The 12,898-nt window shown below is 35.1% G+C and carries 10 protein-coding genes and 1 pseudogene; 1 reads left to right on the top strand and 10 read right to left on the bottom strand.

Features of this window, described 5'->3' with window-relative positions:
- The 10 genes and pseudogenes from ACLIBG_RS14975 to ACLIBG_RS14930 form a co-directional block, all read right to left on the bottom strand.
- Positions 1-277, bottom strand: a pseudogene (locus tag ACLIBG_RS14975) (fumarylacetoacetate hydrolase family protein); the annotation flags it as partial.
- A gap of 52 nt (positions 278-329) precedes the next feature.
- Positions 330-1,310, bottom strand: a complete 981-nt coding sequence (locus tag ACLIBG_RS14970) for a C-terminal binding protein (RefSeq protein WP_439313568.1) — start codon at positions 1,308-1,310, stop codon at positions 330-332.
- Between the two features lie 81 nt (positions 1,311-1,391).
- Entirely contained in the window at positions 1,392-2,678 is a 1,287-nt protein-coding gene (locus ACLIBG_RS14965; RefSeq protein WP_439313567.1) for a TRAP transporter large permease, read from the bottom strand.
- Positions 2,679-2,682: 4 nt separating this feature from the next.
- On the bottom strand, positions 2,683-3,186 hold the full coding sequence (locus ACLIBG_RS14960) for a TRAP transporter small permease (protein WP_439313566.1): 504 nt from the start codon (positions 3,184-3,186) through the stop codon (positions 2,683-2,685).
- Between the two features lie 60 nt (positions 3,187-3,246).
- Positions 3,247-4,338: a DctP family TRAP transporter solute-binding subunit gene (locus ACLIBG_RS14955; protein WP_439313565.1), complete on the bottom strand. Its 1,092-nt coding sequence runs from the start codon at positions 4,336-4,338 to the stop codon at positions 3,247-3,249.
- 43 nt (positions 4,339-4,381) lie between these two features.
- Positions 4,382-6,100 carry a dihydroxy-acid dehydratase gene (ilvD, locus tag ACLIBG_RS14950; protein ID WP_439313564.1) on the bottom strand — a complete coding sequence of 573 codons (1,719 nt, stop codon included), beginning with the start codon at positions 6,098-6,100 and terminating at the stop codon, positions 4,382-4,384.
- A gap of 58 nt (positions 6,101-6,158) precedes the next feature.
- Positions 6,159-7,469 (bottom strand): aspartate aminotransferase family protein, encoded by a 1,311-nt coding sequence (locus tag ACLIBG_RS14945; protein WP_439313563.1) that lies wholly within the window; start codon positions 7,467-7,469, stop codon positions 6,159-6,161.
- 76 nt (positions 7,470-7,545) lie between these two features.
- Positions 7,546-8,199 carry a GntR family transcriptional regulator gene (locus tag ACLIBG_RS14940; RefSeq protein WP_439313562.1) on the bottom strand — a complete coding sequence of 218 codons (654 nt, stop codon included), beginning with the start codon at positions 8,197-8,199 and terminating at the stop codon, positions 7,546-7,548.
- Positions 8,200-8,546: 347 nt separating this feature from the next.
- The gene (locus ACLIBG_RS14935; RefSeq protein ID WP_439313561.1) at positions 8,547-9,683 is read right to left on the bottom strand and encodes a glycerate kinase; all 1,137 of its coding nucleotides are present in this window, start codon (positions 9,681-9,683) and stop codon (positions 8,547-8,549) included.
- An 82-nt stretch (positions 9,684-9,765) separates the two neighbouring features.
- Positions 9,766-10,878 carry a CdaR family transcriptional regulator gene (locus ACLIBG_RS14930; protein ID WP_439313560.1) on the bottom strand — a complete coding sequence of 371 codons (1,113 nt, stop codon included), beginning with the start codon at positions 10,876-10,878 and terminating at the stop codon, positions 9,766-9,768.
- 277 nt (positions 10,879-11,155) lie between these two features.
- On the opposite strand from ACLIBG_RS14930, the gene ACLIBG_RS14925 reads away from it, so the two are divergent.
- A complete protein-coding gene (locus ACLIBG_RS14925) occupies positions 11,156-12,352 on the top strand; it encodes an IS110 family transposase (RefSeq protein WP_439313559.1) in 1,197 nt (398 codons plus the stop codon).
- Positions 12,353-12,898 lie beyond the last annotated feature (546 nt).

The raw sequence follows: 12,898 nt of genomic DNA, 5'->3' as shown, positions 1-12,898 counted from the left end.
CGACACAAATAATTTTATTTGGCGCAGTTACAGCCGGACCAAAGCTAACCTCATTTTCCGCAATCATATAAGATTTGTCTTCCGGCAAATCTTGAATATAGCTTTCAAGTTTTGATATAGTGGATTGTCCGCCTTGAATGACATCCATTATGTTCGGGGTGATATCTTTATTTGGTTGAACCATCAAAGCTCTTTCAATATCAATGATTCCTTTTTCAGTTCTAATTCCTAATGTTTGTATACTATTTATCGTTTTTCTAATAGTTAATATTTTCAATTTATTCCCTCCGTATATTTATAAAAATTCTCATCCCTAATAATAGTTATTATCATGAGTTACTAACTTCTCGATTAACTAGATATGTTGGATGTTCTCCCCTTAAAACTTGTAAAACATTTCGGGCACATTTAGTGCGCATTTCTTCCTGAGATTCTTCTGAATACCATGCAACATGCGGTGTTAATATAACATTTTCCATATTTAATAATGGATTATCGGATTTAATTGGTTCTGCATCTGTTACATCAAGAGCGGCTCCACCTATTTTATTTGACTCTAAAGCGTCAATAAGGTCTGACTCATTAATAATAGGACCTCTGGATGTATTAATAATAACAAGCGTTTCTTTCGATATGTTAAATAAATTTTTATTGATAATACCCTCTGTATTTTTAGTTAATGGCATATGTACAGATACAAAGTCTGAGTATTCAAATATTTCCTCTAAGGAAGCCGATTTTGCTTTTGCCTTTTCTATCACTTCTCCGGAAACATATGGATCATATACTAATACTTCAAACCCGATAGAAATCAGCTTAGCTACTAACCTGCGCGGAATTCGCCCAAACCCCAAGATTCCAACCTTTTGTTTTGCAGAACGATGAATTGGTATTGCTTTTTTGAAATCCCAAACTTTGTTTTTTACATATGTATTTAGTAAGGTGATCTTTCTTGACGAACTCAATAATAATGCAAGTGCGTGATCAGAAACTTCTTCCATACAATAATCTGGTACATTAGTGACACAAATTCCTTTTTCAGTTGCTTTGACAAGGTCAATTGTATTTACCCCTACACCATAACGCGAAATTACTTTACACTTTTCCATTTGTTCAATAATATCTGACCCTAAACTAGCATACTGATTAATGACACCATCTGCATCTTTTACCAGGTCTAGAAGTTCGCTATCAGTTTTTGCATTCCCTTTAACCAACCTAACGTTTGGAATTTCAGATAATACTTTTTCTTCAAACCTTAAATCTTGATATTCATAATCGGTTACAACTACCTTAATTTCCTTACTCAATTAAATTCCTCCTACTATTAATTATTTTTTCATTTTAAAATATATGGTCTATTTAAATTTATCCATAGGTATGTAAAGCACCTACATAAAACCTCCCAGCTTTGGTAAAAGTAATGATAGTTGTGGAATAAACATTACTAATAATAAAGCAATAAAGCCACAAATTATAAATGGCCAAGCTTCCTTTACGATATGTTCAAATTTCACTTTACCAACCGCCGAAGCTGCAAAGAAGGCCATTCCAAATGGTGGAGTAATAAGACCTATATTCAAAGCTACAATCATTGCAGCACCAAACTGTAGATCGGGGATACCAACTTGAGAAGCAATAGGCGCAAGAATTGGTGCTATTAGAACTAATGCGACTGCATTATCCATAAAAAGACCTAAAATCAAAGTAACTATCATAGCGATAAAAAATATAATCATTGTGCTATCTGTAAATGTAATTAGTGATTGAGCTAACTTTCCAGGTATACCAGAACGTGCCATCATCCATGTAAGAATAGCTCCAGCCGCCATTAATAAATACATATTTGCTGACGTTTTCACCGTATTTACCAAGGATTTATATAAATCAGATAATGAGAGAGAGCGATAAATGACTATACCTATAAATAATGCATAAAATACTGCAACGGCTGCAGCTTCTGTCGGAGTGAAAACTCCAAATAATATTCCACCCATTATTATTACTGGCATTAGTAAAGCTAATGAAGCTCCTCGCATAATTTTAGGATATTCTTTAAACTGCACATAAGAACGGTCATCAGGTAGTTTATATTTTTTTCGAAAGATTTTAAGAGTTGACATTTGTAAAAGTCCAATGACTATTCCAGGCAAAGTTGTTGCAAGCAACATTCCACCAATAGATACATTCGTTACAGCACCATATATAACCGCAATAATACTTGGCGGTATTGTAGGACCTATGATGGCTGATACTGCTACAAGCATTGCAGCAAAAGATTTCCGATACCCTCTTTTCTCCATCGCAGGAATAAATACTGTACCTAACGCAGAAACATCACTTACTCCAGCACCTGTCAATCCGGCAAAAAACATACTTGTAAGTACGTTTGTATATGCTAAGCTTGATCGAACACGACCAACAATTAATCTAGAAAAGTCTATTAATCGATCTGTCATTTGAGCCCGGCTCATCAATTCCCCAGCTAAAACAAAAAAAGGAACGGCTAGCTGAACAAAGCTATTGATTCCTTGGTAGAAACTAGATGGTATGGCCTCCAGATTATTTCCAGATAGATATATCCAGAGTGAACCAACCCCTCCTAATGTTACTATTATGGGAAGTCCCATTAATAACACTATAAAAAGAAGAATAAAAATAAAGATTATTAAGCCCATTTGTTCACTCCCTTAAGTTTTTCTTTTGTGAAAGTAGAATTTTGATTAAATCAATAAAACTGTAATATAAAATAAAGGAAGCTCCTAACGGAACAGATAAATAAGACCAAAACCTTGGTAATCCAGTAGCTCCAAATTTAATAATAAGCCCCCCAATTGCAAAATCAATACCATATCGAACAAGAATAAACATAAAAGTCATTGTGCAAATTAAAAACAAAATTTCTAAGATCTTATTTAATTTCAAAGATAACTTTTCTTTAAATATGGTTACTGCAATATTCTCTTTTTCATAAAATAAAATACTTCCGCCAAAAAATGCTATCCACATCATTAATAAAATACTAATTTCTTCCGCCCATGGGATGCCCGAACCAAACCCATACCTAAGTATTACACGAGTAAATACAATAACAGACATCACTGCAACTGCTAATACAGTAATGTTTATAGCGATTTTGTTAAGTACATAAGCTAAAGAATCCATTTTTTTTAGCAACAGAAACATATACTGTGCACCACCTATTTTAAGTCAATAGAGGAGGCTAAAAAGCCCCCCATACAATCACTAAGAAGCATTTTCCACTTCATCAAGTAATTCATCAACGAGATCAGGATTATCAACCTCTTTTTTAATGAATTCGCTTACTGGTTCTTGAACGGCTTCTTTAAACATTTTCATTTCTTCCTGTGTAGGTTCATAGATTTCCACTTCTTCTTTCAATATATCGAATCCTTCCTCAGTCATTCCAAACGCGCGCTCCTGACCAGCTTTTTCTGCTATTTCCCCACCTTCCATGATGATCTTTTGATAATCTGCAGGTTGTTGGTCAAACCATTTTTTACTAATTAAAAATGTATCCTGTGTCCATACGTACCCGTTCAAACTTAAATAGTCTTGAACTTCATAGAGGTTACCCATTACAGTAGAGGGAATACCATTTTCTTGTCCATCAACTACTCCTGTTTGAAGTGCAGCATAAAGTTCGTTCCATGAAATTGGTGTGGGTGTAGCCCCCAAAGTATTAAAAAACTCCATATGAGCCGGCATATTCATTGTTCTAATTTGTAATCCATTCAAATCATCTGGCACTTTAATAGGGTGCTTATTATTTGTAATCATACGAAGACCCCCAGACATCGTAACTAACGGAATAAGGTCAGTTTTCTCGGTGAAACTTTCCCACATAGATTCTCCAAAAGAGCCATGATATACAGAGAGAGCTTGCTCTTCATTCTCAAAAAGATAAGGAATAGACCAGATTAACATATCTGGATCTACAGATACTAATGATCCATCAGCGATTGAACCGGCTACTTCTAGTGTACCTGCCATAGCCTGTTGCATCATTGAATCAGCATCACCAAGCGCTCCTCCTGGGGATATATTTACAGTAATTTTATTTGCTGATTCTGTTTCAACATATTCTTTAAAAGCAACAGCTGATGCGTGAATATAGTTAGATTCATCTCCCGCCTCGGCATGAGCAATAGTCATTTCAATCGAAGGTGATTCAGCCTCACTACTTTCATTTGAACTATCACCATTGTTTTCACTTGAACTCGCATCTTCTGAATTGCCACTTCCACATGCACTAACCATGATGACTATTATAATTAAAGCAATTGCACTAAATGTAAACTTAAAATATGTTCTCAAATTGCTCATCCTCCTATATTTTAGTTAAATCTTCACACCTTTTTTACTCCATTGTTCCACCTTTTAATGCAGGCCTCGTCATCTTCGTGTATTGTCCCAACACTCCTTTGTGTTGGATGTCAGGCAAAATTAAATCTTTCTTCCGCTTTTCCAAAACCTTTTTTATTTCCTCGTTACTTTTTTCTTCTCCAGATATACCTACTATAGAAAGGTTGCGATTCGGTATATCTATAAGGACTATATCTTCATCTTCAAGCAAAGCAATGTGGCCTCCGTCGATTGCTTCTGGGCATACATACCCAACACACGGGCCACGGGTCGCACCCGAAAACCTTCCATCAGTAATTAACGATGTTGTAGATGATAATTCAGGATCAGAAGCTAGTAATTCACTCATAAAAAACATTTCCGGCATTCCTAGTGCTTTAGGTCCTTGATAGCGGATAACAATTATATCCCCCGGCTTAATTTGTTTGCCCAACAGTGCATTAATAGCGGTTTGTTCACTATCGAAAACTTTAATTGGCCCTGAGTGAACCATCATATCTTTTTTAACTGCAGACATCTTAATGGTTGCACCATCAGGAGCTAAACTCCCTTTTAGTACTGCTATGGAACCCTCATTCTTAAGTGGTTCTTTAATAGTCTTGATAATATCACTACGATCTAGTTTATAATTCATTAAAAACATTTTTGCTACATCAATCATTTCGTCATCAACAAATTTATCCAAGTTTTCTTCTAGTGAATTACCTGTTACTGTCAATACATCCATATGAAGTATAGACCTTAATTCATTCATCACTGCCGGGACACCTCCAGCATACCAAAAGAATTCAGTTGGATACTTCCCTGTTGTTTTCGTATTAGTAATAAATGGAACTTCCTTGTGAATTTCATCAAATGTATCCGCTGACAATTCAATCCCAATTTCTCTTGCCACAGCTATCAAATGCATAACAGCATTTATAGAGCCTCCTATAGCAGCATGAATCATAATAGCATTTTCAAATGCCTTGTTTGTTAATATTTTTGAAGGAGTAATATCATTTTTTGTTAACTCAATAACCTGTTGTCCTGCAAGCCTGGCCGAGCGTCTGATCTCAGCATTCGTTGCTGGAATTAATGCTGACCAAGGTAACGCTAGCCCAAGTGCTTCCGCCATTACTTGCATTGTGGACGCTGTCCCCATATACTGACAAGCTCCACCTGATGGACAACAGCCACGTTGAAATGCTAAAAACTCTTCTCGTGTTATTTTACCTTCTTCAACTTGCACGCTCATTTTCCATAACTCTTCATTGGATCTGAGGCATGGACCCGCTGCCATTGCTCCACCAGGGACGTGTATAGTAGGTATATTTAGTCTAGCCATCGCCATTAAATGTGCTGGAACTGCTTTATCACCTGAAGAGGATAAAACCATTGCATCAAACGGTGTTGCTTTTGCATGAATTTCCACCATTGAAGCTATCATATCTCTTGATAATAAGGAATAATGCATACCATCATGGGCTTGAGCAACTCCATCACATATATCAGTCGTTGTATAATGCGCTGGCTTACCCCTCCTTTGATAAATCCCCTTTTCAATTTCATTAGCCAATTCCCCTAGATGATAAGAGCTAGGGTGGCTAGAGCCGCGAGTTGTTTCAACTAGCACTTGAATAAGATTTAAATCTTCTACATCCCAATCCATAGATAATCTTAAGGCGTCTCCTTCGAAACTCTTTTCCCTGATTTTTTGACTTTTAAAGTTCATATTTAACCTCTTTCAAAACCGGCATTGTTGATGAATTATTAGACATAATGTAATTTTGTTATTGTTCTTTTTTCATCTTATTGAAACATTTTTCAATTTTATCTAGAGTCTCGCCAATATCTTTTTGTGTATGAGCTACAGATAAATACCATAGCCCACTAGGCCTTACAGCTACTCCTTCCGCCATTAATAATTCGGTAAACTTATTGAATCGAGGAATATCACGTTGCTGGAATTTATAAAATGTATCCACCTCCTTATATGAAGTAAACATTGTATGGAATATTGTTCCTTGTTTATTTATTAATAGTGGAATTTTATATTCCTCAGCTAATTTTTCCAAATTATTTGTTAGCTTATTAGTTAGGGTTTCTATATTCTTATATACATGCCCATTTTTTCTAGACAAGAATTTTATTGAAGCTAATGCAGCAGACACAGACAAGGGATTTCCATTTTGTGTCCCCATATGATAGACCGTATTATCGGAGACTAAATCCATTATCTCTTTCTTCCCTCCAACAGCGCTCAATGGTAAGCCGCCAGCTACAGCTTTTCCAAGTGTTACAAGATCAGGGGTAACATTTAATTTCTCCTGAGCCCCTCCAAGACCTAAACGAAAACCTGTAATTACTTCATCAAAAATTAAAAGGATGTCTTTATTCGAAGCAAGTTCCCTCATTCTTTCCAGATATCCTTGCTTTGGTGAAATGCATCCTGAATTACACATTATAGGTTCAGTAATAATTGCAGCAATTTCACCTCCAAATTCATTAATGGTAGCTTCCAACATTTCTACATCGTTCCAGGGTAAAACAATAACATCTGTTAACGCATTAACATTTTGCCCAGCAGTGCTTGGGGAACTTTTTGGGTTTTTATAATTTGAAAGCTCTTCACCCTCAGTAAATGAAATGGCAATAGTATCTGCCCAACCATGGTAATGACCGTCAAACCTTATAATTTTTTGCTTACCAGTATATGCTCTTGATAGCCTTAGAGCTAACTGTACCGCTTCAGTACCAGTACTACTAAAACTAACTTTTTCTGCGCATGGTACATATTCCGTAATTTTCTTTGCAAGTTCTATTTCTCCCTTATGTTGAGCTCCATAAGTCTGCCCTATTTCAATTTGACTTTTAATTGCATCCACTATAGCAGGGTGCGAATGGCCCAACATTTGCGGACCATAAGCCATAATATAGTCAATAAATTCAACAGAATCTTCATCGACCATTCGAGATCCTTGTGCTTTATTTATAAAAATCGGGACCGGTTTCATTTCTGACCTTAAATTACTTGATACACCTGAAGCTAAATGGCGTTTTGAAGTTTCATATAATCTTTTAGACTTGCCAAACATTTTCATTGTTTACCTCCTGTTTTAAGTGATTAAAATATTCAATATCAACTCTTATGAGCAAATTTAATTATTAGCTCCCTTTTTATAAAATTCTTAAACTATCAACAGTATCTAACATATGAGGTTTCAAGCTATCTATTGCTGTCTGAAGATTTCCAGTCATAATAGCATCTAATAACATTTGATGTTCTTGTATAAAATAAGATAAATCATTATAAATTTTACCATTATATAAAAAATACAATCGTATTCTATTTACTATTCCTATCCAGATTTTTTTAGTGCTTTTCAAATCTACAAACATTATTAAAGTTTCATGAAATTTTATATCTAGTTCTACAATTGTTGAAACATGCCCTTTTTCAACAGCTTGCTGCATTTGTCCAATTATGTTTGTAAGGACGTATAATTGCTTTTCATTCAGGGGGATTATTTTTGTTAAGGCATAGCTTTCAATGTTAAGTCTTATAGGGATTAACAGATTCATCACTTCATCCTCTGTAATTTCTGTAACCCTTGTTCCTTTATATGGTTCGGAAGCAAACAACCCCTCCATTTCAAGCAATTGCATTGCTTCTCTTACAGGGCCTCGACTTACACCGATTTCTTCCGCTAACTCTACCTCTGTCACCTTATCCCCTGGTTGAAGTTTCCCTTCAAAAATGGCGTTTTTTATATTAAAAGCAATCCTATCTTTTAATGATCCTTTTTTGACGCTAATATCTAATCCTCTCATTTTTTTCCTCTTTTCATTTATATAACAACCAAAAAGTTTCTATCCAATTTAATTTAAATATATTAGGGTTATAGTATTCATTAAGTTCATTTTGAGAAAACAATTACTTAGACTACACTTGTGCATAACTTCTTATTTAAGCAATTTCCATTTCAACCTCCCCTTATTTTTTGAATTATTATAATTAATTAAAAATTATAAAACTGAAATTGTCCATTGTCAACACTTTAATAATTCTGAATATTTATCTTATGCAATACATATAATAAATTTTTCGGCTAGGAACCTTGTTGTTAAAGTTTATTTACTGCCTTTTTAAATATTCAAATATGAAATTAAATTTACGTTTAATTAAGTTGTTTACTGGCTGATATTAATTTTATAATCTGTTTAGTTTGCTCATATAATAAACTTTTAACTTGATCAATACTTTCTTCTATAGTCAATGGGCTACTAATAATTGAAAAACATCCTGAAAATTTTTCCTTTACTTTTTCTATTTCTCCTTCAGTAAGACTGCCTGAAAGAAGAACTACTGGTACACCATGCCTTTTTGCTAAAGTAGCAACATGACTTGGTACCTTCCCATATAATGTTTGAGCATCGGTTTTTCCCTCTCCCGTTATTATGAGATCTGCTTTTTTTATGTCTGTTTCTAATCTTATAGTATCTGACAATAATTTTGACCCCGAAACAAGATTGGCACCAATGGCATGTAGAGCAAATCCTAAGCCGCCAGCAGCACCAACGCCAGGAACATTTTTTATTGATTTATTAATCTCTGACTCAATTAAACTCCCATAGTAATCGAGTGCTTTGTCATATTTCTTTACTTGTGTTCCATCTGCACCTTTTTGCGGGCCATATATCTTACTAGCCCCTTTATCTCCACATAAAGGGTTATTTACATCACAAGCTACCTTTATTTTTATCTTATAAACCCTAGGGTCTAAAGATGCTAAACTAACTTTATTTATTTTATGTAAATCTGAACCGAATCCATAAAGTTTATTTCCATTTTCGTCCCAAGCTTCCATTCCTAACGCAATGAGCATTCCTAACCCACCATCATTCGTTGCACTCCCACCCAAACCAATAATAAATGAAGTACACCCTTTATTAATACCATCCAGTATAACCTCTCCAAGTCCAAATGTAGTAGTAAGGTCGGGGTTCCTTTTTGTTTTAGGGACCTGAATTAGACCTGCAATAGAGGCTAATTCAATAACAGCGAGGTCAGAATTAAAGATTGCATACGATGTCTGTATAGCATCACCTAATGGACCGGTGCAAGACACAGATATTTTTTTCCCTTTTCTTGAGGCCAACATTGCTTCTATTGTACCTTCTCCACCATCTGCCATTGGCTTTATGAAAACTTTATAGGTATGATTTACATTGACTATAGCTCTTTTCATTGTTTCAGCTACTTCAATTGCAGTTAAACTACCTTTATATGAATCTGGCGCTAAAATAATATTCATATATTACTCCTTTATCTATTTAAATATAATTTAACCACACAGATAAAGCGTTTACAATTATCGTATTATCCGAAAACATCAATTAATTCCTTTTAACATTTTGTATGTTTGCACAAATTATTCGAGTCCTAATTATTCTTAAAATGCACGCTTCATGAAAACACCTTGGATCAAGACCGATATACTTTTTGATTTGTTCTAAGCGATAGAGAAGAGTGTTACGATGAATATATAGATATTCGGCAGTTTTCTTTATTGAAAGGTTCATTTTGAAATAAGCATCTATGGTCTCAGTATATATACTACCGAGCTTTGCAAATTCATTCTCATACTCTAAGCAAACGCTTTGATATTCTGTGTTTTCAATAGCTACAATAATCCTTTCCCACTTCCATTCAGAACTTTTTGAAATCTCTAATTCCCCCCGTCCAAAATCCAAAGCCTGCCTAGCTTGAAAATAAGAGTTTCTAATACCTAGCAACCCAAACCCCTTTTCACCGATGCCAATTTTAAATTCTTTACCAGTTACTTCTAATACTGTTTTTATGAAATTTGATATTTGTTCAATTGAAGAAGGGATTGAAATGACAATTTCGTCTTCAGAAAAGGGAAGGATAAATAAACTATTCAATTGATTGTCTTTTACTTCACTTCTAACTGTCTCCACAACACCTGATTTCACCTGGCCACGAAGGATAATTGTTCGCCAGTTTAACTGTACATCAATCTTCAATAAATACTCTGCTTCTTCTATTAATCTTTCTGAATCAAATCCACTAGGGTGTAATAATTGTTGTACCCAATGGATCCACTGTCTTTCCCTAAAGTATTCCTTTCTTTCTATATAGAGTTGTTCAATCACCACCTCAACAGCAGTTAGTATTAAACCTGTAAACTTATAGATATCTTTTGGATCTCCACTTACACCGACTACACCCAAAGTTTTATTATTATGTTTAATCGGCAGGTTTACACCTTGTCTTGTACCCGGGTACTTTAGTAATTCCGTATCATCAATGATTAGTTCATTCGATGTTTTTAATACTTCGACAGCACCTTCATGCTTTTCTCCAACTCTACTTCCATTTGTACTAGAAACTATCCTCCCTACTAAGTCCATTATATTAATATCAATTTCGGTATACTTTACAACTCGATTGATTATTTCGTTACCTAAACTACTAGTAATTTGCACTATATATACCTCCTCGTATTTTATTAATAACTAGTTTTTTAACTAGTTTCTTAAATCGCTGTACCTTTCAAGGTACAATGTATTTAATCAGATAGAGGTTGTCGTTTTCCTCCTTGAAGCTTAGTCTTCGCTGTAAAGACTGACACCTCTTTCTTTATAGAACTATTCGAATGAGCTGGATGACACACTTGTTGTCGTATATCGAACGAGGTTGGATATCTATTGAGATAAGAGGTTTCCTCCCATCTGATAAATAATGAATTAGGTGGTGTGCTTGATGTATTATATTGGTATTGATATTGGTAAACGTCATCATGAAGCTGGTTTGATTAATGATAAAGGAAATCATATAGGGAAAACCATTCGCTTCGCCAACTCCAAAGCAGGGAGCGAGAAATTACTACAATTTATCAACCAATACAAACTATCACCGGATAACTCAGTGGTAGGGCTTGAAGCCACTGGACATTACTGGCTATCTGTTTTTTCATACCTTCACAAACTTGGGTTTAAAACAACGGTCTTTAATCCTTTACAATCGGATGCCTTACGACATTTTTATATTCGTAAAACCAAAACAGATGTAAGTGATGCCTATCTAATTGGACAAGTTATTCGAATTGATTCACCCGACGAAACACCTTTTCTCGAAGAAGATTTACTCCAATTAAGGCATCTTGAACGTCTGCGTTTTTCTTTTGTAGACCAATGTTCCGATTTAAAACGAAAAGTAATCTCATTATTAGACCAAGTTTTCCCAGAATATGAACAAATCTTTTCTGATGTCTTTGGTATGTCTTCGACAGAAGTGTTGTTGCATTCTCCTCTTCCCGAAGATTTACTTAACATCGATACCAATAAGCTGGCTGATTTATTAAACCGAGTAAGTAAAGGACGTTACGGAGAAGCAAGGGCTCTGACAAAAGCCAATCAACTTCAAGACAGTGCCTTAGATTCATTTGGCATCACCGTTGGTTTAGATGCGTTCAAGCTACAAATCAAACTTCTACTGGAGCAAATTAAGCTTATTGAAGATCACTTGAAAACACTTGAAAAAGCCATGATTGAAATATCTAATCGCCAGAAGCATTTTCTTACAACAATTACTGGTATTAGCGATGTAACGGCGTGTGTCATATTAGGTGAAATCGGATCCATTAGTCGATTTGAGCGTCCTGAACAACTTGTTGCCTTCGCTGGTTTGGATGCTTCCGTTCATCAATCTGGTGATTTTTACAGTAATAGAACGCGACTATCCAAACGTGGTTCACCTTACTTAAGGCGTGCATTGTGGCAAGCTGCTTTTGTCGCTAGTTATCATAATCCCGCGCTTTCATTGCACTATCAAAAATTACGTAAACGTGGTAAAGCCCACGGTACAGCAGTTGGTGCTGTTGCACGCAAGTTAACGCACATTATTTTTGCAATTCTTAGGGATAACAAGCCTTATGAGCCAAGGATAATTCCGGAATAAAGAACCTTTCTTAATTATTTTTAATTAAATAATTGAAAGGCTTTTTTCGCATGCCTAATTTTAAATATCACCACTTTCAAAGAACAGCTTAAATTATTCTAATTTGTTTCTTGACTTTTTATAGCTGGTCTTCTACATGATCAAATAGACTATTACCTGAATTATTGAGATAATTCCTACCCAAGCCAATTTGGATCTAAAATAAAATGAAGTTTTGGTTGTTTCGACTTCAAAATAGTCCAAATGGAAAAAACAACGAATATAAAGAGTTTCTCTAAATTTGGGCATACGCCCCCCTTGGTCTTACTGTCGTTTTTAAAAATGCAAATGAAGTTATTTATTCATTTAAGTTTTAGTGCTTGAACGCGTTTCAAACATTCCAGAAAAACTTCTGGAATACATTACTAGACGATTATTTACGTCGATTGTAAAATTAAGCTAGACAACTAAAAAAGTCATTCGTGGTACACTCGATATGTGTTTCCAACCACAGAAAACATAGGAGTGATCACAAATGACCTACACCCATCTTACCACGGATGAACT

The sequence above is a fragment of the Virgibacillus sp. W0181 genome, from assembly GCF_051846915.1.
Classification (GTDB): Bacteria; Bacillota; Bacilli; order Bacillales; family Amphibacillaceae; genus JBPYCR01.
Note: the sequence above shows the minus strand (reverse complement) of the source record. Positions and strands in the feature narration are given on the sequence as shown.

What these genes read in the sequence shown, in the direction of transcription:
- ACLIBG_RS14965 (WP_439313567.1), bottom strand. Translation starts at nt 2,678, where the DNA reads ATGGGCTTAATAATCTTTATTTTTATTCTTCTTTTTATAGTGTTATTA.
- ACLIBG_RS14960 (WP_439313566.1), bottom strand. Translation starts at nt 3,186, where the DNA reads ATGTTTCTGTTGCTAAAAAAAATGGATTCTTTAGCTTATGTACTTAAC.
- ilvD (WP_439313564.1), bottom strand. Translation starts at nt 6,100, where the DNA reads ATGAACTTTAAAAGTCAAAAAATCAGGGAAAAGAGTTTCGAAGGAGAC.
- ACLIBG_RS14945 (WP_439313563.1), bottom strand. Translation starts at nt 7,469, where the DNA reads ATGAAAATGTTTGGCAAGTCTAAAAGATTATATGAAACTTCAAAACGC.
- ACLIBG_RS14940 (WP_439313562.1), bottom strand. Translation starts at nt 8,199, where the DNA reads ATGAGAGGATTAGATATTAGCGTCAAAAAAGGATCATTAAAAGATAGG.
- ACLIBG_RS14935 (WP_439313561.1), bottom strand. Translation starts at nt 9,683, where the DNA reads ATGAATATTATTTTAGCGCCAGATTCATATAAAGGTAGTTTAACTGCA.
- ACLIBG_RS14925 (WP_439313559.1), top strand. Translation starts at nt 11,156, where the DNA reads ATGTATTATATTGGTATTGATATTGGTAAACGTCATCATGAAGCTGGT.